This window comes from Roseibium sp. AWQ4_254, from assembly GCF_056161025.1.
Window position 1 is genome coordinate 15,906 of record NZ_JBSWYH010000003.1, and the last position, 23,515, is coordinate 39,420.

General features: G+C 61.3%; 18 protein-coding genes. 10 read left to right on the forward strand and 8 right to left on the reverse strand.

The window, feature by feature from the left end:
• Positions 1 to 146: 146 nt before the first annotated feature.
• Positions 147 to 1,160 carry a KpsF/GutQ family sugar-phosphate isomerase gene (locus tag ACXAIC_RS02975; protein ID WP_475173460.1) on the reverse strand — a complete coding sequence of 338 codons (1,014 nt, stop codon included), beginning with the start codon at positions 1,158 to 1,160 and terminating at the stop codon, positions 147 to 149.
• 311 nt (positions 1,161 to 1,471) lie between these two features.
• Here ACXAIC_RS02975 and ACXAIC_RS02980 point away from each other — a divergent pair, with 311 nt between their 5' ends.
• The 3 genes from ACXAIC_RS02980 (at position 1,472) to ACXAIC_RS02990 (ending at position 5,526) form a co-directional block, all read left to right on the forward strand.
• The gene (locus ACXAIC_RS02980; protein WP_475173463.1) at positions 1,472 to 2,935 is read left to right on the forward strand and encodes an outer membrane beta-barrel protein; all 1,464 of its coding nucleotides are present in this window, start codon (positions 1,472 to 1,474) and stop codon (positions 2,933 to 2,935) included.
• A gap of 118 nt (positions 2,936 to 3,053) precedes the next feature.
• Positions 3,054 to 4,283 (forward strand): lytic murein transglycosylase, encoded by a 1,230-nt coding sequence (locus ACXAIC_RS02985; protein ID WP_475173848.1) that lies wholly within the window; start codon positions 3,054 to 3,056, stop codon positions 4,281 to 4,283.
• A 40-nt stretch (positions 4,284 to 4,323) separates the two neighbouring features.
• On the forward strand, positions 4,324 to 5,526 hold the full coding sequence (locus tag ACXAIC_RS02990) for an SGNH/GDSL hydrolase family protein (protein ID WP_475173466.1): 1,203 nt from the start codon (positions 4,324 to 4,326) through the stop codon (positions 5,524 to 5,526).
• Positions 5,527 to 5,816: 290 nt separating this feature from the next.
• Here ACXAIC_RS02990 and ACXAIC_RS02995 read toward each other — a convergent pair whose 3' ends face one another.
• A complete protein-coding gene (locus tag ACXAIC_RS02995; protein ID WP_475173469.1) occupies positions 5,817 to 7,247 on the reverse strand; it encodes a glutamate synthase subunit beta in 1,431 nt (476 codons plus the stop codon).
• Between the two features lie 83 nt (positions 7,248 to 7,330).
• Complete coding sequence (gene gltB, locus ACXAIC_RS03000) at positions 7,331 to 12,031, reverse strand: glutamate synthase large subunit (protein WP_475173852.1); 4,701 nt, start codon at positions 12,029 to 12,031, stop codon at positions 7,331 to 7,333.
• Positions 12,032 to 12,670: 639 nt separating this feature from the next.
• On the opposite strand from gltB, the gene ACXAIC_RS03005 reads away from it, so the two are divergent.
• The 5 genes from ACXAIC_RS03005 (at position 12,671) to ACXAIC_RS03025 (ending at position 16,527) form a co-directional block, all read left to right on the forward strand.
• On the forward strand, positions 12,671 to 12,970 hold the full coding sequence (locus tag ACXAIC_RS03005) for a BufA1 family periplasmic bufferin-type metallophore (RefSeq protein WP_475173472.1): 300 nt from the start codon (positions 12,671 to 12,673) through the stop codon (positions 12,968 to 12,970).
• 112 nt (positions 12,971 to 13,082) lie between these two features.
• Positions 13,083 to 13,979, forward strand: coding sequence for an MNIO family bufferin maturase (bufB, locus tag ACXAIC_RS03010; protein ID WP_475173474.1), 897 nt, complete (start codon positions 13,083 to 13,085; stop codon positions 13,977 to 13,979).
• 1 nt (position 13,980) lies between these two features.
• The gene (locus ACXAIC_RS03015) at positions 13,981 to 14,763 is read left to right on the forward strand and encodes an HvfC/BufC N-terminal domain-containing protein (RefSeq protein ID WP_475173476.1); all 783 of its coding nucleotides are present in this window, start codon (positions 13,981 to 13,983) and stop codon (positions 14,761 to 14,763) included.
• Between the two features lie 46 nt (positions 14,764 to 14,809).
• The gene (locus ACXAIC_RS03020) at positions 14,810 to 15,394 is read left to right on the forward strand and encodes a DoxX family protein (RefSeq protein WP_475173479.1); all 585 of its coding nucleotides are present in this window, start codon (positions 14,810 to 14,812) and stop codon (positions 15,392 to 15,394) included.
• A 74-nt stretch (positions 15,395 to 15,468) separates the two neighbouring features.
• Positions 15,469 to 16,527 carry a threonine aldolase family protein gene (locus tag ACXAIC_RS03025; RefSeq protein WP_475173482.1) on the forward strand — a complete coding sequence of 353 codons (1,059 nt, stop codon included), beginning with the start codon at positions 15,469 to 15,471 and terminating at the stop codon, positions 16,525 to 16,527.
• A gap of 243 nt (positions 16,528 to 16,770) precedes the next feature.
• On the opposite strand, the gene ACXAIC_RS03030 is transcribed toward ACXAIC_RS03025, so the two are convergent.
• Entirely contained in the window at positions 16,771 to 17,220 is a 450-nt protein-coding gene (locus ACXAIC_RS03030; RefSeq protein WP_475173485.1) for an Hsp20 family protein, read from the reverse strand.
• A gap of 300 nt (positions 17,221 to 17,520) precedes the next feature.
• Here ACXAIC_RS03030 and ACXAIC_RS03035 point away from each other — a divergent pair, with 300 nt between their 5' ends.
• Both ACXAIC_RS03035 and ACXAIC_RS03040 read left to right on the forward strand, forming a co-directional pair.
• Positions 17,521 to 18,069 carry a hypothetical protein gene (locus ACXAIC_RS03035; protein ID WP_475173487.1) on the forward strand — a complete coding sequence of 183 codons (549 nt, stop codon included), beginning with the start codon at positions 17,521 to 17,523 and terminating at the stop codon, positions 18,067 to 18,069.
• A 100-nt stretch (positions 18,070 to 18,169) separates the two neighbouring features.
• Entirely contained in the window at positions 18,170 to 19,243 is a 1,074-nt protein-coding gene (locus ACXAIC_RS03040; RefSeq protein ID WP_475173488.1) for an alpha/beta fold hydrolase, read from the forward strand.
• Positions 19,244 to 19,342: 99 nt separating this feature from the next.
• On the opposite strand, the gene hisN is transcribed toward ACXAIC_RS03040, so the two are convergent.
• The 4 genes from hisN to ACXAIC_RS03060 all read right to left on the reverse strand — a co-directional run bounded on the left by hisN (position 19,343) and on the right by ACXAIC_RS03060 (position 23,511).
• Complete coding sequence (hisN, locus tag ACXAIC_RS03045; RefSeq protein ID WP_475173491.1) at positions 19,343 to 20,143, reverse strand: histidinol-phosphatase; 801 nt, start codon at positions 20,141 to 20,143, stop codon at positions 19,343 to 19,345.
• Between the two features lie 474 nt (positions 20,144 to 20,617).
• A complete protein-coding gene (locus ACXAIC_RS03050) occupies positions 20,618 to 21,541 on the reverse strand; it encodes a hypothetical protein (protein ID WP_475173494.1) in 924 nt (307 codons plus the stop codon).
• 27 nt (positions 21,542 to 21,568) lie between these two features.
• Positions 21,569 to 22,441 carry an OmpA family protein gene (locus tag ACXAIC_RS03055; protein ID WP_475173497.1) on the reverse strand — a complete coding sequence of 291 codons (873 nt, stop codon included), beginning with the start codon at positions 22,439 to 22,441 and terminating at the stop codon, positions 21,569 to 21,571.
• 80 nt (positions 22,442 to 22,521) lie between these two features.
• Complete coding sequence (locus ACXAIC_RS03060) at positions 22,522 to 23,511, reverse strand: trypsin-like serine peptidase (protein ID WP_475173499.1); 990 nt, start codon at positions 23,509 to 23,511, stop codon at positions 22,522 to 22,524.
• Positions 23,512 to 23,515 lie beyond the last annotated feature (4 nt).

Here is a 23,515-nt window from a genome sequence, read left to right on the forward strand (position 1 = left end):
TCATGCCGGTTGAACTTGGCTGCAGTCTAAGGGCGCTATGGCTAATCAAATCCTAATGCGGCGCGCCTTGCGGGCCTGAAAATCAACTTTTCAGTGTCCCTGCTCCGTGAAAATGCGGAAAAAGGAGGCGCGCCAGACCGGTCAGGTCAGGCGGCGCCAATGCGCAACAGGTCGTGAAGATGGACAATGCCGGCCGGCCGGCCGTCCTCAATCACAAAAACGGAGGTGATCGACAGGCTGTTCACCAGCTCCAGGATCGAGGCGGACAGGGTGTCGGGCGCGACCGTTTTCGGTTCACGGGTCATGATGTCGCCAGCCGTCTTTTCCAGAAGATTTGCAGACACATGGCGGCGCAAATCCCCATCGGTGATGATGCCGATGAGCCGGTTGAGCTCATCCGTGACGCCCAGGACGCCGAAGCCCCGCTGGGTCATCAGCACGATGCCCTCGCTCATGGGGATTGACTGCGGGACCAGCGGCAAATGATCGCCAGTATGCATGATGTCCCGGGCGGTCTTCAGGCTGGCACCAAGGCGGCCGCCCGGATGGAACACCCGGAAATCCTGAGCGGTGAAGCCGCGTCCTTCCAGAAGGGCAACGGCAAGCGCATCGCCGATGGCCAACTGGATGAGGGCAGAGGTCGTCGGCGCCAGCCCGTGGGGGCAGGCCTCAGCCACGCTTGGCAGCTTCAGCACCACATCTGCCGCCCGGCCAAGCGCACTGTCGCTGCGCGATGTGATGGCCACCAGCGGCACCTTGAAGCGCCTTGAATAGTTGACGATGCTGGCCAGTTCCTGGGTCTCGCCGGACCAGGACAGGGCAATTACCACATCATCGCCGGTGACCATGCCAAGGTCGCCATGGCTGGCTTCACTCGCATGCACAAAAAAGGACGGCGTGCCGGTTGAGGCCAGGCTGGCGGCAATCTTGGTGCCGATATGGCCGCTTTTGCCGATGCCGGTGACGACCACACGGCCCTTGCTGTTGCAGATCAGATCGAAGGTTTGCTTGAAAGGCTCCGCCAATCCATTTTTCAAAGCGGCCCTAACGGCGCTGAGACCGGCAATTTCCGTTTCGAAGGTCCGTTCAGCGGATACAAGGCATTGGGCGAGTGTCTCTGACACCGGGCCGGATTGAGAATTGGTTGGGGATGTGGCCATTGTGGCTTTCTTGTCTTTGTATTTGGCGCATGGTTTACCGGACGTGGGGCTTACGGACTGGCCGCCCGTCCAGCGCCCCGGGCGCGGTCTGCCTAGGACTATGCCAGACGCTCGCCAGGATCAAGAACTCTGCCGTTTTTTGTGGTTTTTCGATGGCGTTGACCAGGCCTGGTACCCGGCGGAGTGAGATCTCCTCCAAAGGGAATCCTGTGGCAATTTGCAACACGGAAACGAAGCATTAACCATCATTCGTCAGGTTGGGGCTGTTCTTGGAACCGGCCGGTTTCGAGCGATTTGAACAGTAGATGTGAATGCGCCGTATTCTGCCTATCCTTGTTTGTCTGACCGCCTTTCAGGTGGGGTCACCGTTTGCGCAGACGGTGACGGGCTTGCGTGGGTCCGGTTCAGCAGAGGATGGGCTGGGCTCCGAAGAGGCCTCTGACCAGGCAGTGGAAGCGGCGGACAGCACTCCGGTGCAGTCGAATGTTTTTGCCTTGCGCCGCAGCCTGAACAGTGCGGAAGCAGAAACCGGCTCAAACGGGCTCGGCACGAACGGGCAGGTGCTGCCGGTGCGGCCCTTTTCCGACCGGCTGGCGGCTGTGAACCGGGCCGTGCCGCTCTCCGATGACCTTGTTGACGACAGTGTGTTCGGCGGGGACACCACCTTTGACGAGGCTCAGGGCATCCGGCTGGGCACGTTTACCTTCACTCCGCAAGTCACAGTCTCCACCGGCTGGACGGACAACACGGCCCAGTCCGCCTCCGGCACGTCCGGGGCTCTTTACCGGATCTCGCCGGATCTGGCGCTTACGTCCAACTGGTCCCGGCACCGGTTCGATGCCTCCTTGCGGGGCAGCTATACCGGCTATCCGGAGAAGCCGGATGACAATGACGGCAGCGTTTCTGCGGCCGCTAGTCTGCGGCTTGATGTCAGCGACGCCACCCAGGTGACGTCTGGCGTCAGCTACACCTATTCGCGCGAAGAAGACGGCAGTGCGGAATCAACGTCTTCGGAGACCGATCATATCCAAACCTATTCGGGATCTTTGGGCGCAAGCCGGGCCGTAGGGCTGGTGGCCGTGACCACGTCCTTTGCTGTGGACCGCAGCGTCTATACGTCCGATGACACGCAAGATAGAGGCCGGGACAACACGCTCTATTCCGCCAGCCTGCGTCTGGATGCGGATACCGGCAGTGTTCTGACGCCTTTTGTGGAAGGGGCTTTGCTGCTGCGCCGTTATGACGAGAGCTGCAGCGACGCCTTGTGCGAAAAGCGCAATGCCAATGGTTATCAGCTGCGCGGGGGCCTGGCCATTGCGTCCGGTCCCAAGGTGACCGGCACCCTTGGGGCTGGCTGGCGGATCGAGGATCTGGAAGACGGACGGCTCGACAATCTCAGTGGGCTGATTGTGGACGGGTCGCTGGTCTGGTCGCCCAGCCGCCTGACAACCGTGACGGCCGGTGTTGGCACCCGTTTTGAAGCAACGGATATTGACATGGCGAGTGGCTCGATCATCTATTCAGGAGATCTGCGTCTGGCCCATGCGTTCAGCGACCGTCTCGTTGCTGAAACAGGCACAGGCTACAGTTACCGGACCTATGAGGGCGTTTCCATTGAGGAACGGACCCTGACCGGGTTTGGCGGCGTGACATTTGCCCTGACCAGAAACGTGGCACTGACGGCGGACTATACCCACCGCAGGTTCGACAGTTCCGAAGAGGCAAGCGATTACACGGAAAACGCAGTGGAAGCCGGTCTTCGGTTCCGTCATTAACTTTACGGTAACCAAAAAACGGCCATTCATGGGGCGGGGGCAGAAGCGAACACGGACCTGGGCATAGGAGGCCCTGATGCGGAGCTTTGTGCTGCGGACTGCGAAGGCAATTGTGGTGATGCCCCGGACCATCTGGCCGGCAGGTGGACTGAAACGGCTGGCCGGTGGCCTGCTCGTGGCCGTTGGGCTGACAGCCACGTTGTGCCCGGCCCACGCCGATCCGGGATTTGACCGGTTCGTGCGTGATTTCTGGCCAAAAGCCAAGGCGGCCGGGATTTCCGCCAACACCTATAACGCTGTGTTCACCGGCATGAAGCCGGATGACGACACCCTGCGGCTGATGAACAAGCAGTCGGAATTCGTCAAGCCGATCTGGGATTATCTGGACAGCGCGGTGTCTGAAAGCCGGGTCGAAAAAGGCCGGGAGCTGCTCAAGAAATATGGGCCGGTCCTGGCGCAGATCGAGGCCCGCTACGGGGTCGACCGGGAAGCCGTTCTGGCGATTTGGGGTATGGAAACCAATTATGGCGGCTATATGGGGCGCCACAATGTGATCCAGGCGCTGGCCACGCTGGCCTATGCGGCGCCAAGGCGCAAGAAATTCTGGAACCGGGAGCTTCTGACTGCCCTCGCCATTGTGCAGGCGGGCCATGTGCGGTTTCAGGATATGGAAGGGTCCTGGGCCGGGGCAATGGGACATACCCAGTTCATGCCGTCCAGCTGGAAGGCCTATGCGGCGGATTACAACGGCGATGGCCGCCGGGACATCTGGACATCCGTGCCCGATGCGCTTGCCTCCACGGCAAACTATCTGAAAAAGCACGGCTGGCAGACCGGCAAGACCTGGGGCTATGAAGTCAAGCTGCCCGCCGGGTTCGATTATCATCTGGCCGATGGCGATCTGACCATGACCCTTGGCGAGTGGGCCAAGCGCGGCGTGCGCAGGTCCAATGGCAAGGGATTCCCGCGCCGCTCCGACAAGGCAATCATGGTTCTACCTGCAGGGGCAAAGGGACCGGCCTTTCTGATGCTGCGCAATTTCTATGTCATCAAGCGTTACAACAATGCGACCGCCTATGCGCTTGCGGTCGGGCATCTGGCAGACCGTCTGATCGGCGGCGGGCCGCTGGCGGGGGACTGGTCGCGGGATTATTTGCCGCTGAACCGGTCTGAAACCGCAGAGCTGCAAAATCTCCTGAACCGGCAGGGTTTTTCTGTCGGATCTGCAGATGGCAAGGCTGGTCCGGCCACACGCAGAGGGATACGGGCCTATCAAAGTGCACGTGGCCTTGTGCCGGATGGCTATCCGTCCGTGGTTTTGCTGGCGCATCTGAAAATGGGCGGGTAAGCTAGGCGCAGATCTGTCCTTCCTGGAGAGTAGGGTGACCGTGTCTGCGTTTTTTGTGACCGATTTCTGGAAGATTCGGACCGGGCTGGCGTGTCCGCTGGCTTTGGCTGTATGCATCCTGGTTCTGGGCGCGGGGCTGGCACCTGCCGCCGCAGAGGAGCCTGCGGGCGGACAAGGGGCGCACAAGGGCATTGTAGTTGCCCAAAATGGTCTTTTGCGTGGCTTCAATCCGTTTGCTCCCCTGCAAAAGCTCTTTGGCAACAAGGAACGGCGCAAGACGAAGCGGCCGCCGGGCAGCATCCAGAAGCGCAGCACGTCCTCCCGGGCCGCCGGGGCGCCGCCCAGGCTCCAGATCCAGCCCAAGAACCCGGATGCCGGTGCCATTCTGGTGGTGGGGGACCGCATGGCGCGCGGGGTCGCGGACGGGCTCGATTACATTCTGGCTGACAAACCCCAGATCCGGGTGGAACGTCTGACAGAGGACAAGGCCGGATTTGCCGGAAAAGCGGGCCCTGACTGGCCGGAAAAGGTGCTGGCCAAGATCCGCGGCGCGGATGTAAAGGCGATGGTGGTGATGATCGGCCGCAGGGATCTCGGCAAGCTCTTTGAGGAAGATCCGCTAATCGAATATATGAGCGAGGACTGGACCTCGGCCTACCGCAAGAAGGTGGAAGCGCTGGTGCGTGTTGTGCGCCAGGAGAAGAAGCCGATTGTCTGGGTCGGCCTGCCGCCCACCAGCAAGAAGAGCGTCAATGCGGATTTCACCCAGCTGAATGCCATTTTCCAGTCGGCGTCCGAAGACCGGCGGGTCCGGTATGTGGATATCTGGGATATCTTTTTGGCTGAAGATGGCAGCTACTCTTCCTTTGGCCCGGATGTGGACGGCAAGAACACACGATTGCGGACCCAGGACCGGATCGGCTTTTCATGGCCGGGCTACCGCAAGGTGGCGTTTTTTGTTGACCGGGAACTTTTGCGGCTTTTGGGCGGATATGGCGGGCTTGCCTATGAGGGCATTGAGGACGACCCGAATTTCATCGTGCTGACCGGCCGGACCACTTCGCCTGAGGGCTTGCTGCTGGGTGGTGAGGACGATCAGCGCGAAATCGATACAGACAGCGCCGCCTACCGCTTTTTCGTCAAGGGCGAGCCGCTTCAGCCCGTGCCGGGCCGGGTGGATGATCCATATATGGAGGCCGACGGCACATCGGCCCTGGGTGGTGCGGTTCCCAGCGGCTCTTAGAGCATCGTGCGATCAGTCTGCACCATTTGACCGGATCTGCTTTGTCTGCTGAGGAGGCGGATCGCGCGCCGTGGTGTTTCCCACCACAAGTTCGATCCAACGATGTCAGCGGGCAAAGCAGACCGGCCCCTGGGGTGATTGAAAGCAGCCCATCGGCAGCGTTGCGTCGCTTGCCCGATACACCGCATCGCGCTGCGCGATGCGCCTTGCCGGATGATCTGCTTTCCAGCATCAACTGGTGCAGACTGATCGCACGATGCTCTAAGCGCGCCTTATCTTTTGCGGGGCGCTTACCGCGGCAGGTCCGAGGACCCGGTCAGGAATTCGTCTACCGAGCGGGCGGCCTGGCGGCCTTCCCGGATGGCCCAGACGACCAGCGACTGGCCTTTGCGCACGTCGCCTGCAGCAAAAACCTTTTTCATGCTGGTTTTGTAGTCGTCCGTATTGGCCTTCACGTTGGTGCGCCCGTCCAGTTCCAGCTTGTCCCCGGCTTCGGCGATATAGGTTTCCAGCAGCGGTCCGGAAAAGCCGATGGCCGCCAGCACCAGATCGGCGCGCAGGATGAACTCCGTGCCTTCAATCGGGCGGCGCTTTTCGTCCACCCGGGCGCATTTTACGCCGGTGACCACTCCGTCTTCGCCCACAAGGCCAAGGGTGGCTGCGGAAAATTCCCGTTCCGCGCCTTCTGCCTGTGAGGAGGAGGTGCGGAACTTGGTCGGCCAATAGGGCCAGACCGCCATCTTGTCTTCCTTCAGCGGCGGGATCGGGCGGATGTCCAGCTGGGTAACGGACAGCGCCCCTTGGCGGAACGCGGTACCGACACAGTCGGACGCGGTGTCGCCGCCGCCGATCACGACCACATGCTTGCCACCTGCCCAGACCGGCTGGGCGTCGCCTTCCGGCTCGCCGCCGACTCGGCGGTTCTGCTGGACGAGATAGTCCATGGCCCAGTGGCAGCCTTCCAGTTCCATGCCCGAGACACCCGGATCGCGCGGGCGCTCGGCCCCGGCGCACAGGATAACCGCGTCATGGCGTTCGGCCAGTTCTTCCAGCGACGTATCGACGCCCACATTAACCCCATAGTGGAAGGTCACACCTTCGGCTTCCATCTGGGCGACGCGCCGGTCGATATAGTGTTTTTCCATCTTGAAATCGGGAATACCGTAGCGCAGCAGGCCGCCGGCCTTGGCCTCGCGCTCATAGACATGCACCGTGTGGCCCGCCCGGGCGAGCTGTTGGGCGGCGGCCATGCCAGCCGGGCCCGAACCGATGATCGCAACCGCCTTGCCGGTCTTGCTGGCTGCGGGTTCGGGCACGATCCAGCCTTCTTCCCAGCCCTTGTCGGCAATGGCCTGTTCCACGGTTTTGATATTGACGGGAATGTCTTCCAGGTTCAGCGTGCAGGCTTCTTCACAGGGCGCCGGGCAGATGCGGCCGGTGAATTCGGGGAAGTTGTTGGTGGAATGCAGGTTGCGCAGGGCAATGTCCCAGTCGCCCTGATAGACCAGATCGTTCCAGTCCGGGATCTGGTTGTTGACCGGACATCCGGTCGGTCCATGGCAGAATGGGATGCCGCAATCCATGCAGCGGGCCGCCTGGTTGGCGACTTCCTGCTCATTCAGCGGAATGGTGAATTCGCGGAAATGGCGGATGCGGTCAGAAGCCGGCTGATACTTCTGTTCCTGACGGTCGATTTCCAAAAAACCGGTTACCTTGCCCAAGGTGACCTCCTCAACTGTGTGCGTCCTCAAGTCGGCTGCAATCGGCCGCGCGCTGCGGCCGAGAGCCTTTTGTGTTGTTGGCCCTATTCGGCGGCGACCATGCCCAGGCGCTGCTCTTCCATTTCCCGCAGCGCGCGGCGGTATTCAACCGGCATGACCTTGACGAATTTCGGCCGGAAACTGGTCCAGTCGTCCAAAATGGCCTGCGCTTTCGCAGAGCCGGTCAGTTCCAAATGCTTGGCCAGCATCTGGCGCAGGCGCTCATCGTCATGGCGGGTCATGTCGGAGGAAAGGTCGACGCGGCCCTTGTGCTCGATGTCGCCGCCATGGTGGTGCAGCTTTTCCAGAAGGTCGTCCTCTTCCGTCACCGGTTCCAGATCGACCATGGCCAGGTTGCAGCGGGAGCCGAACGTGCCGTCCTCATCAAGAACATAGGCAATGCCGCCGGACATGCCGGCCGCGAAGTTCCGGCCAGTCTGGCCGATCACCACGACGACCCCGCCGGTCATGTATTCGCAGCCATGGTCGCCTACTCCTTCCACAACGGCAATGGCGCCGGAGTTGCGGACGGCGAAGCGTTCCCCGGCCACGCCGCGGAAATAACATTCCCCCTCGGTCGCGCCGTAGAGCACCGTGTTGCCGACAATAATGGAGTTTTCAGCAACAATCCGGGTGTTATCCGGTGGCCGCACAATGAGCTTGCCACCGGCAAGGCCCTTGCCGACATAGTCATTTGCATCGCCGACCAGATTGATGGTCACGCCGCGGGAGACGAAGGCACCAAAGGCCTGACCGGCGGTGCCCTTCAGATTGATTGTCAGCGTGTCGGGCTTTTTGAGACCCTTGCTGCCATAGCGTTTGGCAATCTCGCCGGAGAGCATGGCGCCGACAGACCGGTCGACGGAACAGATCGTCTCCTCGATCACCGTCGGTTCCTTGGTCTCAAGGGCCGGTTTGGCGGCGGCAATCAGGCGGCGGTCGAGAATGTCGTCAATCGGGTGGTCCTGGGTCTCGGTCCAGCGGGTGGCTTCCGGCGCGGCGTCCGGCTGGAAGAAGATCCGCGTGAAGTCGAGACCCTGGGCTTTCCAGTGCTCAATGGCCGCATTCTTGTCGAGATAGTCGGACCGGCCGATCAGGTCGTCCAGTTTTTCCACCCCGAGCCCGGCCATGATCTCCCGCACTTCCTCAGCGACATAGAAGAAGTAGTTGATCACATGTTCGGGCGTGCCCTTGAAGCGCTTGCGCAGAACCGGGTCTTGGGTGGCAATGCCGACCGGGCAGGTGTTCAGGTGGCACTTGCGCATCATCAGGCAGCCGGCCGCGATCAGCGGTGCGGTGGAGAAGCCGAATTCATCGGCGCCCAGAAGCGCGCCGACAATCACGTCCCGGCCCGTGCGCAGGCCACCATCGACCTGAAGTGCGACGCGCGAACGCAAGCCGTTGAGCACCAGCGTCTGCTGGGTTTCCGCAAGGCCGATTTCCCACGGACTGCCCGCATGTTTGATCGAGGTCAGCGGGGAGGCGCCGGTGCCGCCGTCATAGCCAGACACGGTGATGTGGTCCGCGCGGGCCTTGGCCACCCCGGCCGCCACGGTGCCAACCCCGACTTCGGAGACAAGCTTGACGGAAATGTCCGCAGCCGGATTGACGTTTTTCAGGTCATAAATGAGCTGAGCCAGATCCTCGATGGAATAGATGTCATGGTGCGGCGGCGGCGAGATCAGGCCAACCCCCGGCGTGGAATGGCGGACCTTGGCAATGACCGCATCGACCTTGTGGCCGGGAAGCTGCCCGCCTTCGCCGGGCTTGGCCCCCTGAGCCACCTTGATCTGAATCATGTCGGAATTGACCAGATACTCGGTGGTCACCCCGAAGCGGCCAGAGGCGACCTGCTTGATCGCTGAACGCCGGGGGTTCTGGGACCCGTCGGGCAGTGGATTGAACCGTTCCGGCTCTTCGCCGCCTTCGCCGGTGTTCGACTTGCCGCCGATCCGGTTCATGGCAACGGCGAGCGCCGTATGGGCCTCGCGGGAAATCGAGCCGAAGGACATGGCGCCGGTGACAAAGCGTTTGACGATGCTTTCCGCCGGTTCCACCTTGTCCAGCGCAATCGGGCTGGAGCCGATTTCCTCAGCACCCTTGATGCGGAAGAGACCGCGAATCGCATAGCGCCCGCTCTTGCCGTTCACTTCCTCGGCAAAGGCCCGGTACATCTCGGGCAGATTTGAGCGCACCGCATGCTGCAGCTGGGCGATGGAGTCCGGGGTCCACATATGGCTTTCGCCCCGGGTCCGGTAGGCATATTCGCCGCCGACCTCAAGCGAGCGGCGCAGGATGGCGACGTCCCCGAAGGCTTCGGAATGGCGCAGCACCGTTTCATTGGCCACTTCCGCAAGGCCAATGCCTTCGATCATGGTGGCGGTGCCGAAGAAATATTTCTTCACGAAGTCCGTACCGAGGCCGACCGCGTCAAAGATCTGCGCGCCGCAATAGGACTGGTAGGTCGAAATGCCCATCTTGGACATGACCTTCAAGATGCCCTTGTCGATGGACTTGATGTAGCGCTCGACAACCTCGAACTGGTCCACTTCTTCCGGGAAGTCCATTTCCATATGCATGGACAGCAGCGTTTCGAAGGCCAGATAGGGGTTGATGGCTTCCGCCCCATACCCGGCCAGAACGCAGAAGTGATGCACTTCACGCGCTTCGCCGGTTTCCACCACAAGGCCGACGGAGGTGCGCAGGCCCTTGCGGATCAGGTGATGGTGCACGGCGGCAGTCGCCAGAAGTGCGGGGATCGCGATCCGGGACCGGCTGATCAGCCGGTCGGACAGGATGATGATGTTGTAGCCGTCGCGCACGGCCTTTTCCGCCCGTTCGCACAATTCGTCCAGCGCGCCTTCCATACCATGGGCGCTTTTTTCGGCGTTGTAGGTGATGTCGAGCGTCTTGGCGGAGAACTGGTTGTCGGCAATGTCGCCAATGGCCCGGATCTTCTCAAGATCCTCATTGGTCAGGATCGGCTGGCGCACTTCCAGGCGTTTGGAAGTGGACAGGCCTTTCAGGTCGAAAATATTCGGGCGCGGGCCGATGAAGGAGACCAGGCTCATCACCAGCTCTTCCCGGATCGGATCGATCGGCGGGTTGGTGACCTGGGCAAAGTTCTGCTTGAAATAGGTGTAGAGCAGCTTCGACTTGTCGGACAGCGCGGAAATCGGCGTGTCGGTGCCCATGGAACCGATTGCTTCCTGGCCGACGGTGGCCATCGGGATCATGAGAAGCTTGATGTCTTCCTGAGTGTAGCCAAAGGCCTGCTGGCGGTCGAGCAGGCTTTCCCCCGCTACAGGCGCACGCTGGCGCACGCCCGGCAGGTCTTCCAGCACGATCTGGCTGCGGTGCAGCCAGTCCTTGTAAGGATTGGCAGTTGACAGCTGGCGCTTGATTTCATCGTCGGAGACGATGCGGCCTTCCTCCAGATCGATCAGCAGCATCTTGCCCGGCTGCAGCCGCCATTTCTGGACAATGCGCTCTTCGGCTACCGGCAGGACACCGACTTCGGAGGACATGATGACAAAATTGTCGTCGGTCACAATGTAGCGGGCTGGGCGCAGGCCGTTGCGGTCCAGCGTTGCGCCGATCTGGCGCCCGTCGGTGAAGGCAACGGCAGCGGGGCCGTCCCACGGCTCCATCAGAGCCGCGTGGTATTCGTAAAAGGCGCGGCGGTTTTCATCCATCAGCGGATTGCCTGCCCAGGCCTCCGGGATGAGCATCATGGCGGCATGGGCCAGCGAGTAGCCGCCCATGACCAGGAATTCCAGGGCATTGTCGAAACAGGCCGTGTCCGACTGGCCTTCATAGGAAATCGGCCAGAGTTTGGAAATGTCGTCGCCCAGAAGCGCGGAGGAAACGGAGGCCTGACGGGCGGCCATCCAGTTCACATTGCCGCGCAGGGTGTTGATTTCCCCGTTATGGGCCACCATCCGGTAGGGATGAGACAGGTCCCAGGAGGGGAAGGTGTTGGTGGAAAAACGCTGGTGCACCAGCGCAAGAGCGGAAGTGAAACGCTCATCTTTCAGGTCGGCATAATAGGCGCCCAGCTGATAGGCCAGGAACATGCCCTTGTAAACCAGCGTGCGGCTTGACAGGGAGACGATGTAAAAGCCCTTCTCGACCGCATCGGTCTCTGCGCGCACCGTGTTGGAAATCACCTTGCGCAGCACATAAAGACGGCGCTCGAACGCATCGGGGTCTTCACAGCTCTTGCGCTTGATGAAGACCTGGCGGGACACCGGTTCGGTGGCCGCAATGTCGGGGGCCTTGGACAGGGACGCATTGTCGACCGGAACGGTGCGCCAGCCGATCAGGTCTTCACCTTCGGCCTTGATCACCCGTTCCACGATCTCTTCGCATGTTGCGCGCAAGGTGTCATCCTGGGGCAGAAACAGAAAACCGACGCCATATTGGCCCACCTCGGGCAGGGGCGTTCCGGCCTGGTCCATTTCTTCGGCAAAGAACCGGTGCGGGATCTGCACCAGCATGCCGGCGCCATCGCCCATCAGCGGGTCCGCGCCAACGGCGCCGCGATGGGTCAGGTTTTCCAGCACCTGAAGGCCATCGGCCACAATCTTGTGAGATTTTTCACCCTTCATATGGGCCACAAAGCCAACACCGCAGGCATCGTGTTCGCGTGACGGATCATAGAGCCCTTTTTCGGCGGCCGTGCCCAGTCGTTCGGCAAGTGTCTTGGGTGCGGTTCCCGTGTGTTGCCCGCCGCCTGCCTGCATGGCTGTGCTGGTCGTCAGCTCGTCTCTCGTCATGTGCGCCCTCACTGTTAAGCCCAGTGTTGCCGTGGCTTGAAGCGTCGGGTTCCGTTCGGGTCGCATTCCATCAAGAATGCGGCTCGGCGAACCCTGGCTTTCCTGCCCCGGCTCTGTCGTTGTATTTACCGCGGCGGTTCATGAAAACAAACCACCACATCGCCGCAGCGGACTGACCGCTGCCGAAACTGATGTGTTCCGTCGTGTCAGCGAATCCTCCCCGGATCCGTCGACCGCTTGGTCTGATCGCCGTTTGTTTGGCGGTGTCCGGCTCTCCCCACCAGCACCCCCGTAATTGGGACAGTATACCTGTCCTATTCTAGGCGGTCGGAACATGACAGATTTCCCCGCCAGGGGCAAGGGTCTTTCTGCGTTGCCTCATTATAATTGTTTCATGTTGCTTGTGCCAATTATCTCGAAAGGTCGATTCAAGCGTGTTTTTGGCAAGAATATTTCGTCGGCGGAATTCTGGTCCGATGTGCTCGCAAATTGGTCACAGGCCTTTGATTTCCCATTGAAGCTCGATAGGCTCATGTAACTTTTGTGCCCGTACGGGATCAGGACTGTGCAGGCAGACATTGATTTTATTCATGAGAGGAGACTGAAATGAAACACAAGGCTATGTCTGCGGCAATCGTTGCCGGTGCTGTTGCCACTGCGGTGGCCGGTCTTGCCACAACCAGCCCTGCACAGGCGCAGGCAAAGGAAAAATGCTACGGCGTATCCCTGAAGGGCAAGAACGATTGCAAGGCCGGGCCGGGCACCACCTGTGCCGGAACCTCCACCGTTGACTATCAGGGCAATGCCTGGACGCTTGTGCCCAAAGGCACCTGCACCACCATGAAACTTCCCGATGGGCGCACGGGGTCTTTGACCGAATTGCAGCGCGACCTGCCGAAAGCCTGACCAGGGCCCGCCCGGCAAGCGTCCGGGATGCGAGTATGGGCCGGCGGACAGTGACCGCCTGCCCGTGTCTTTTCCGTTCTTGCCCTCTGCGTCCCTAGCCAGGGAGACAGCCATGTCTGATCAGCGATCTGACCCGTCCCGCCAGCGTGTTGCCGCCGCCATTCCGGCCCGGGCCGGAGCCGGGTTGAAGGCGGAGCATGTTGGCGCGATTCTCGACAGCCGGGCCCGGATCGGTTTTTTCGAAATTCACGCGGAAAATTACATGGGCGCGGGCGGTGTGCCTCACCGCCAGCTTGAAGCGGTGCGGGCCGACTATCCCCTGTCTCTTCACGGGGTTGGCCTTTCCATTGGCGGGGAAGGTCCACTGGACAAGGACCATCTGCAGCGGCTGGCCGCGCTCAACCGGCGCTACGAGCCGGGCCTGTTTTCAGAACATCTGGCCTGGTCCACCCATGACACCACCTATTTCAATGATCTTCTGCCGGTTCCCTATGACAAGGCAGCGCTTGACCGGGTCTGTGACCATATTGACGAGGTTCAGGAAACGCTCGGGCGCCGGATGCTTCTGGAAAACCCGTCCACCTATGTGGCGTTTGAACAAAGCACCATGAGCGAACTGGCGTTTCTGGGCGAGGTGGCCGGGCGCACCGGCTGCGGCCTGCTTCTGGATGTCAACAACGTCCATGTCTCGTGTACCAACCACCAGCAGTCGGCGCTGAACTATCTGGCGGCCTTTCCGCTGTCACTGATCGAGGAGATCCATCTGGGTGGCCATGCGCCAGACACGGATGATCAGGGCCGTCCGCTGCTGATCGATGCCCATGACCGGGAAGTGGATGCGGCCGTCTGGGCGCTTTATGACACAGTGCTTCAGAAAACCGGGGCGCTGCCGACCCTGATCGAGTGGGACAATGACGTGCCCGCCTGGCCGGTTTTGCAGGCCGAAGTGCAGGCCGCCGACCGGCTGCTGACCCGGGCCGGACACCCTTCTTTGCAACGGGTGGTCTGACATGGGTGCAGCCGGACGGAGCCGTAGTGTCGGAGCCAAGGCTTTTGGGGCGGCCCTGTGGGACCCGCAGGCGGCCCCCCCGGCCGGCCTGACAGGCCCGGATGGGGCGCCTGCGCCCAAGCGGTTCAATATCTACCGCAACAACGTCATCGTTTCCCTGTGTGAAGCGCTCCGGCAGACATTTCCCGCCCTGTCCTCTCTCCTGGGCGAAGACTATTTCAACGCGCTGGCGCGCGCCTTTATTGCCCAACATCCGCCCGCTTCCCCGGTTTTGATCTGGTACGGTCAGGACTTCGCGGCGTTCATCGACGGCTTTGAGCCGCTCAAGGCCTATCCATATTTGGCCGATGTCGCCCGGCTGGAATGGGCGTGGCTGCAGTCTTATCATGCGGCAGATGCCGCGCCGCTGGATCCGGCAGTGTTGGGGCAGGTGGATCCGGCCCGGCTTGGCGGCGTCCGTTTCGCCGCCCATCCGGCCACTGCGGTGGTCGTGTCGCCCTGGCCGGTTCTCGATCTGGCGCGGGCGAACCGGTTTGCGCCGGAAGACGCATCTGTGCCAGATCTGGACCGGCCCCAATCGGTTCTGGTCACACGTCCGGATCTGGAGGTGGGTCTGCATCTTCTGCCTCCCGGGGGCGGTCTTTTCGTGACGGCGCTGCTGGAAGGCGCCATGCTTGGCGAGGCCGCAACGCAGGCGGTGGCACACACGGCCACGTTTTCACTGTCCGGCTGTCTGTCGGATTGTCTTTCAAAAGGTGTTTTCAAGGGCCTTTTATTTGACTGAGCCAAGATGGCCGGGGTCCTGACATGGACAAGGGAAGGGGTATTTCATGGGCGCACTCGCGGGTTTTTTTGTGCGGTTGTATACGGCGGTGTTCGGCACGCTGGAACGGCTGACCAATGGCTGGCTGATGGGATTTGCCGCACGCTTCATTTTTGCGGCCGTGCTGTTTCAGTTTTTTTGGAACTCGGCCCTGACGAAAATCGGCGGCGATTTCATGAACCTCTTTTCCCCAACGGCCGGGGCCTATGCCCAGATGTTGCCCAAGCTCATGGAGCAGGTCAGCTACGATCCGAGCCAGCTGCCTTTCTTTCCCTATGGTCTGATGGTTCTGGCCGGGACCTGGGGAGAATTTATCTTGCCGGTGATGGTGGTGCTGGGCCTGTTCACCCGGTTCGCCAGCCTTGGCATGATCGTCTTCATCATTGTTATGAGTTACGTGGATGTTTACGGACACGGGGCGGATGCCAAAACCATCGGGGCGCTGTTTGACGGCCAGCCTTATGCGATCATTGCCGATGACCGCCTGCTTTGGATCTTCCTGCTGCTCGTCCCGGCTCTGAAAGGGCCCGGGGTGATTTCCCTGGACTTTCTCCTGGGGCGTTACTACCGGCAGCGGGAACTCTACTACTAGGCACGCGGGTGAAACGTGGCCAAGTCCTGAAAATCCGGTTGCCGGGTGAAAGCCAGGGTGCTTAAACCGGAACCATGAACTTTGCCAGCGACAACTGGGCGGGTGCAGCTCCGGCGGTGATGTCGGCGCTGGCCCGCCACAATTCCGGGTTCGAGCCGTCTTATGGCATCGACCCGCCCACCGACCGTATCCATCAGCGGTTCAACGAGATATTCGAGCGGCAGGTCGCCGTCTTCTACGTGGCCACAGGCACGGCGGCCAATGCGCTGGCGTTGGCTGCGCTGGCCAAGCCGGGTGGGGCGGTTTTCTGCCATTCGGACAGCCATATTCAGGTGGATGAGTGCAATTGCCCTGAATTCATGACCTCCGGCAACAAACTGGTAAGTGTTGCAGGCCCTGGCGGGAAAATGACCGCTGAGGCGCTATCGGAGGCCATGTCCGCCTTTCCGGACGGGGTGGTGCATCATGGTCAGGTGGCCTCGGTTTCCATCAGCCAGGCCACCGAAAGCGGCACGGTCTATACGCTGGAGGAAATTGCAGCGCTCAAGGATGCGGCCAGCTCCCGGTCCGTTCCGCTTCATATGGATGGTGCCCGCTTTGCCAATGCCCTGGTCACACTGGGCTGCACACCGGCGGAGATGACCTGGAAGACGGGGGTGGATGTGCTCTCCTTCGGCGCGACCAAGAATGGTTGCTGGTGCGCCGAGGCCGTTGTTTTCTTTGATCTGGACGTGGCCAAGGGGTTTGAATATTTCCGCAAACGGGCCGGGCATTTGTTTTCCAAAAGCCGCTTTGTCTCCGCGCAGCTGGAGGGCTATTTCGACGATGACGCCTGGCTGGCCACGGCAAGCCATGCCAATAGAATGGCACAGAAGCTGGCGGAGGGCATCCGGTCTGGAGGCGGGCGCACGGCCTGGCCAGTGGAAGCGAACGAAGTGTTTCCGATTGTCAAACGGGAGCTGTTCGAAAGGCTCACGGCCGCAGGTGCCAAGATATATGAATGGCCTGCCAAGAACCTGGAGCCGGACCATGCCGTGCAGCCAGACGAGATCTGCTTCCGCATGGTTACAAGCTTTGCCACTACGGATGAGGATGTGACGGCCTTTTTGACTGCATTCGGCGCGAATGCGTGAGGACACGGGGAACCGGCGGCTTGTGGCGTGTCATGAGACTGCCGCGCTCCGTTTTCTCAAGATGAGAGAGCGTGTCTGTCTGAGGGAAGGTTTGAAACAGGACTTCCTACTCAGCCGCGTGTCACCTTCGGGGCGAGCCGCGTGAGGTGTTTCTTTTGAGAAAAGCGCGGCTGGCGATATGCCAGCCGCGCAATCATCACATAACAACGTTCAGATGAACATTGTTATGTCTTTCGAAACGGCTTAGTGCGCCTGAGATTCGATCTGCCGGGTTGCAGTTCCAGACGTGATCTCGATCTTGCGCGGCTTCATCGCTTCGGGAAGCTCGCGCACAAGGTCCACATGGAGCAGGCCGTTCTGGAGCAGTGCCCCGTCAACGCGCACATGTTCGGCAATCTGGAACCGGCGTTCGAAAGTGCGCGAGGCAATGCCCCGGTAGAGCACCTCGCGGTCGCTGTCTTCTTCCGACTTCTCACCCTTGATGGTCAGAACATGTTCCTTGGCTTCCACCGAGAGTTCCTCATCGGTGAACCCGGCCACGGCCATGGTGATGCGGTAGGCGTTTTCGCCGGTGCGCTCAATATTATAGGGCGGATAGCTGGGAGCGTCGTTTCCGGCGGCATCCAGCATGGAGAAGAGGCGGTCGAACCCGACGGTAGACCGGTAAAGGGGGGAGAAATCCAAGTGACGCATTTAAGTGTCCTCCTGTGAGCAACAGATACTTCACGACTGTTTTCATCGGTTTCCTGTCCCCCAATGTGGCGGGACAGAAGGTTTTCGCAGACCCATAGCGGCGCCTGCAAAACTGAGGTGGGCATTGCGGGAATTGATTTCAAGAGGCCCGGAACCTGGCCGGTCTTGTGCAGATGAACGGTAGATGAATGGAGCCTTCCGGTCCGGTTCAAGCGGCGCGGCGCATCTTGCACTCACCGTCGGCCCGGCGCTGGCGGTTCAAAGAGTTCCCAAGACGTTCCCAGGATCAGGAGATGTTCCATGCCCGCTTTTTTGTCCCGACTGTCCGCTCCGATTGCAGCCGCGGTTCTTGCCGCCTCGCTCGGCCTTGCCCATACGGCGGCTGCCGCACCGCTTTCAGGGGCTGCGCAGCTGAGTGGCCCGCAAGCAGCCCCCGCGCTCCAGGAAAAAGCGTCGCAGCCGCCCGTCGTCAAGGTGCATGACCGCGACCGGCCGCACCGCCATGGACATGGTCATGACGGCCGCCGGGGCGGGCATCGCGGCCAGCATTTTGACGGTCATCGCGGCGGCCCCAGAGGTGGGCATGGGGGTGGGCATGGGGGTGGCCATTGGGGTGGTCCGGGCTGGCATGGCCACCATGCCCATATGGGCCCGCGTCAGATTCGCCGCAGCCTGCGCCATCGCGGTTTTCACCGGATCAAGATTGTGGACCGGCGCGGCCCGATGTTTATCGTCAAGGCCATTGGCTGGCGCGGCATGCCTGTGCGGCTGGTAGTTGATTCCCGAAATGCCCGTATCGTGCGCAGCCACCCGGTTGGCGGCCGTGGATACTGGCAGCCGCGCTGGTAACCGCTTTGCCGGTGGATAAGGGTTTCAAGGCCAGTCCTTCCTCAGGGCTGGCCTGAAAGCTTGTTGTGGGGCCGGGCGAAGCCCGCTATCACTTTTTCCCATGAAACTGTTCGATCATCCCGAAAATCCGGTGCCGGACGGGGCGCAGTCAGGGTTTGTCACAACCGTGGACAAAATCCGGATCCGCTACGCCCATTGGCCCGCGCTTGGCCATCCCCGGCGGGGGGCGGTCACGCTGCTTCAGGGGCGCGCCGAATTTATCGAAAAATACTTTGAAGTGGTCACGGACCTGCGCCAGCGCGGCTTTGATGTGGTCACATTTGACTGGCGCGGGCAGGGCGGCTCCCAGCGGCTCACACGCAATCCGAAACGCGGCCATGTGTCGAATTTCCGGAAATTCCGGCTGGATCTGCGCACGGTGCTGAAAGAGGTGTCTCTTGCGACCTATCCGGGGCCGCATTTTGCCCTGGCCCATTCCACCGGCGGCCTTGTACTGCTGTCGGATGCCCAGCGCCTGCGTACCATGCTGGACCGGGCTGTGATCACCGCACCGCTTCTGGGTCTGCCGTCAGGGGCCTGGACCCTGGACCTTGCCGGGGGGCTGTGCTGGCTCCTGCGCAAGCTCACACTTGGCTGGCTCGGCAAGGTGCGGCTGAAAGCGCAGCAGCCCAAAACATCGGTTTTTCTGGAAAAAGTCGGCTTTCCCCTGGCCCGGGCCCTGTCCCTTGCCGGGCTGGGCCGCCTGTTTGTGCCCGGCGGCAACAGCAAGGTGCTCCTGCCGTTCAAGGGCAACCGGCAGACCTCGGACAAGGTCCGGTTTGAGCGGTTCAGCAAGGTGCTGGAGCAGGCGCCAGAGCTTGGGATCGGCGCGCCAACGGTTGGCTGGCTCAATGCGGCGGCCCGCACCATGACCGCTCTGCGCCAGCGGGGTTTTGGGCCGTCGGTCAAACTGCCCTGCCTGTTGCTGGCCGCCGGTGAGGACCGGATCGTCTCCAGCCCGGCGATTGAGGAATTTGTGTCAAGAACCCGGGCGGCGGCCTATCTGGAAATTGCCGGGGCGGCCCATGAACTGATGATGGAACGCGATGTGTTCCGGGATCAGTTCTGGGCTGCTTTTGATGCTTTCATTCCCGGTTTTGAGGCGGAAGAAGATCCGGCGAGAATGGAAGTCTGACGCGGAGCCATTCGCTGTTTGACCTCAAAGAGATCGCGGCAAAAGGCAAGGCTGTTTGGCCTTGAGCGGCAGAGGCAGGCACCAAACGACATCGAGAGATCAGGTGGCTTTGGCAAGCTCGCTCAGCAGAAGGTCATGCAGGCGCGGGTCTCCGGACGCCAGGATCTGACCGCCGTCTGCGGGCGACCCGCCGGTCCATGTGGTGACCACGCCGCCGGCGCCTTCCACAATCGGCACCAGGGCAACAATGTCATAGGCCTGCAGGCCGGATTCAATCACCGCGTCCCCGTGCCCGGCCGCCACCATGCAATAGGCATAACAATCCGTGCCGTAGCGGGCGAGGCGGGCTGTGGCTTCCACCTTGTCATAGGCACTGCGTTCTTTTTCAGAAAAAAGAGCGGGTGTCGTGGTGAACAGCGTCGCGTCTTCCAGGCGGCTGCAGGGCCGGGTTGTGAGGGTTTTGTCGCCAAGCGGGCCCCGGTACCAGGCTGTTTTGCCGTCTCCGGCAAAGCGTTCATTGACATAGGGCTGCACCATCATGCCAAGACTTGGTACACTGCCACTTCGCAGGCCAATCAGAGTGCCCCAAGTGGGCAGTCCCGTGATAAAGGCCCGGGTTCCGTCCACCGGATCCAGTACCCAGACATGATCTGCGCTCAGGTTTTCCGGCCCATGCTCTTCCCCCAGGATGCCGTGATCGGGATAGGTGCTGTTGATCAGGGTCCGCATGGCGGTTTCCCCGTCCCGGTCCGCGATGGTGACCGGATCGAAGCCCTGATCCAGCTTGTTGTCGATGGCAAAGGCCTGCCTGAAATGAGGCATGATCGCCTTTGTGGAAGCATCTGCAAGCCGGTCCAGAAAGGGGGCAAACATGTTCGAGCTGTAAACGGGCTCTGTCATCGGAATTTCCTTTAGTGGAATGCCTGTAAGCGTCTCAAGACAACCGGTCTGCTGCTTGTATAACCCTTTCTGCTGAAAATTGAATCGGCAAAACGGCATAAATTGCTCATAGTTTATACAGGATATTCTCTGTTTCCTGCTTGACCTTTGTGCGGTGCGATGCGACTTTATTGCAGTGCGATATGTTATCGCGCCGCCCTCCTTGGGCGTTTCCTCCCTAGACTCGGGCCGCCTCATTTGAGTGCGGCCTCTTTTTTTGTGCACCGGTTTCCGCAACGCTATGGGGCCTCGGGGCAGGGCAGTTGTTTAAGATTGGGGGAAGAACAGGCTGCGCGCTGCGCGGGATGGGCAGAGGCCGCAGGTGCCGTTGCAAGTGGCCCGTCATGCCTTCGCAGCGGGCCCAAAGCTTCCGGTGGCACGGCCTCTGGAGCTGCGCCACCGGGAGATCAATGAGTCTGGAACCTCTGGTTCCGGTCAGCGGGTGGCGACTTTGACCAGCACGAAGGTGTTGCCGGCAAATTTCAGTTGCCCTTCAACCCCCATATGCTCGAGCGTCAGCCGAAGATTGCGGTTCAGCCGCGAGGAATCCGACCGGGTTTCATACCAATACTCGGCCGTGCGGCCCGAAGCGCGGACCGCACGGGCGCTTTCCACACAGGCGAAGGAGTTGATGTATTCCTCAAGCGCGGTCACTTCTTCTGTCTCGAAACCGTCAAAGCGGATCACATAGGCTGTCGGCAGCGATCCGCAGCCATCGCCAGTGGCGGCGGCCGTGCTCGCGCCAGAGGGGCTTGTCAACGCGTTCGGCGCCGGTGCTGTGGTGAACCCGGCAAGCTTCAGGCTGAGCGCATCGGCCAGTTCTGCTCCGAGTGTCGCGGCGTTTTTACCCACTTCTTCCAGCAAGCATTCGCGTTGGCATTCCACCGGCAGCGGGGGCAGTTCGAGACCGGAAACCTCGAAGGAGCCGATTTGCTGCCCGGTCCGCACATTCAGCAGCCGGCCTGGAATGCGTACATTCGGTCTTTTGATGTCCGCATATGCGGCTTCTCGCACCGACGCATAGATGGTGAAAACCGCGATTACATCAAGCGGGGGCGCCTGAACCGCGCGGGCCACATCGATCAGCTCACTGTCGCGGCGGCGGACACGGTGGGCCTTGTTGATGTTCATCGCAACCGCAGTCTCGTCGAAGACCTGATAGCCTTTCACATTCAGCTCCTCGTTCATTGCTGAAATGACACGGTTGAAGACGCGGTTGCCACGCGGAACGCTGTCCTTGTCTGCATCTTCTCCCATGATGAGAATGTTGAGAGGCTGGGTTTCGGCTGCGGAGGCCTGGAAAACAGGGGCGAGCAGGGCGGCGCTGAGACCGGCGAGAAGGGAAAAGGTTCTGAGCATTTCAAAAACTCCTTATGTTCAAATGGGTCAATCGTCAGCCCGGGTTGGGGCCGCGTTGAAGTCGTCCAGCGCGCCGGAGGACAGCCACCAGCGGGGATCGCTCAATTCGTGATAGTGCCGTGTCTGGCGGATCGGGGTCTCCATGAACGGGATCCAGGTCACCCGCCGGAGGTCGCCCCTGGGGGCGCTGTGATGCCAGTCTCCTAGCGGTGCGGTCACGTCGCTCCGGCCCGGAAGCAGCAACGAAACTTCCACGCGGCGGTTCACGCCCGACAGCGGGTCGGAGGGCAGTTTCAGCCGGGCTTCGCCCCAGCCATGGGCGGCGAGCCGCCCTGGTGCAATACGGTGGTAGCGGATCAGATAGCTGGCGACGGCCAGGGCACGCCGGCCGGACAGGTCGAGATTGTAGCTGCGGGACCCTTTTGCATCGGTATGACCGGCAATCAGGAAGGAATGCGGCCGCAGGGCCGGGTCGTTCAAGGCAACGCCAAGGGCGTTAAGTTGTGTCCGGGCCTCCGGCAGCAGACGGTCACTGTCAAAGGCAAAAAACACCGTGAGATCGATGGAGCGGGCCGCGTCGATCGTCACGGTGCCACGCGGCGTCTTCACCTGGCGTGGTGCGCCCGGGTTGCCTCCCGCCATGGGGGCAAGTTCCCGGACAATGCTGGTCGCCGGGACATCCGTCTTGCCATAATTCACTTCTGATCCGGAGGCCGGCCCGGCCTCGGTCCCGGTGTCCGCTGCGTTCCCTGGCTGTGTGGCAGGGGCTGCCGCAGCAGGCTGCCCGTCTTCGAGGCCGGGAGCCGCTTCGTTCAAAGGCGACTGCGCCCCTGCAGGCGCGCCAAGCGACAGGCACAGCAGGGCGGCAGGAATGGATAAGAGCCAATCTTTTCTGTTCATCTCGTTTCTCCTTTTCAGGGCCTGATTGCGCCCTCATCGGGAACAGGCGAAAGTCAGAGCGGAAATTGTGTGAGATCCGCTTAGTTGCCGCTCAAGATGTTGTTCATCTGCTCGGTGGAGAGAGACTGGCTTGCGTCTCTTCCATCTGCGGGACGGGTGGTTTCGCTGGTGGAGGCGTCAGCGCTGCCTGCCTGGTTCTTTTGTGATGCGGCTGTATGGCCAGTTTGCGCTGCTGCGAGCGAGGCGGGGGTTTTGGACAACACCCGGCTCGCCTTGAGAATGGTGTCCATGTCGATGGCCATATTGAAGCTCGTCGGATCAGAGGCTTTGAGCCCGCCTGCCCGGTGCAGGGCCACGGCGATGCCCCGGTTGTCGAACAGCAAGGATCCGGACGATCCGGGAAGCGTGTCACAGCGGTGGGCAACGATGGGTGGGGCTCCACGGTCGTTGAAGACAAAACAGCGGAAACGGCTCATCACCTTGGGGCGGCCTAGCGGATGGTGCAGGACGACCCTCGCCGGGCTCGCCCCCTTGACCAGAGGCCCCAGAGCAACGTGCCCCCAGCGTTCCTCGGCGGCGGGATCAACGCGGGCGATTGCAAAGTCCAGCTTCGCGCTCCACTCGACCGGAGCGGGTTCCATCGCGAAACGCTCGGCGCCGGCCCCATCCAGGGAGTTGTAGCCCATCAGGATCGAGGCCTTGACGATCTCATGCCCCCCGTCCTGGGGCAGGCAGTGGTGGTTTGTGATCAGGAGTCCGCCCCCGAGCAAGGAACCGGTGCAGGTATTGGCCAGCATGTCGCCCGTCTTGGGATCGCGCATCAGGATATCCACCCGGCCGACCGGCCGTGCGAGCAGCGCCATCTGGTCGTTTGGTGACAATTCCACGATTGGCTCGAATGCACCGCCTTCGCTGGCGGCAATGAACGCGGCGGCATCTCCGGTGCTCTGGCGGACGGACAGATTGGACTTGCCATATGTGTCTGGCTCGAAGGCCGCGATCTGGGCCTGGGAAGGTGCGTTTGTCAGTAAGACGGCAGCAAGGGCGAGGGCAGTTCGGGGCAAATGCACGGTG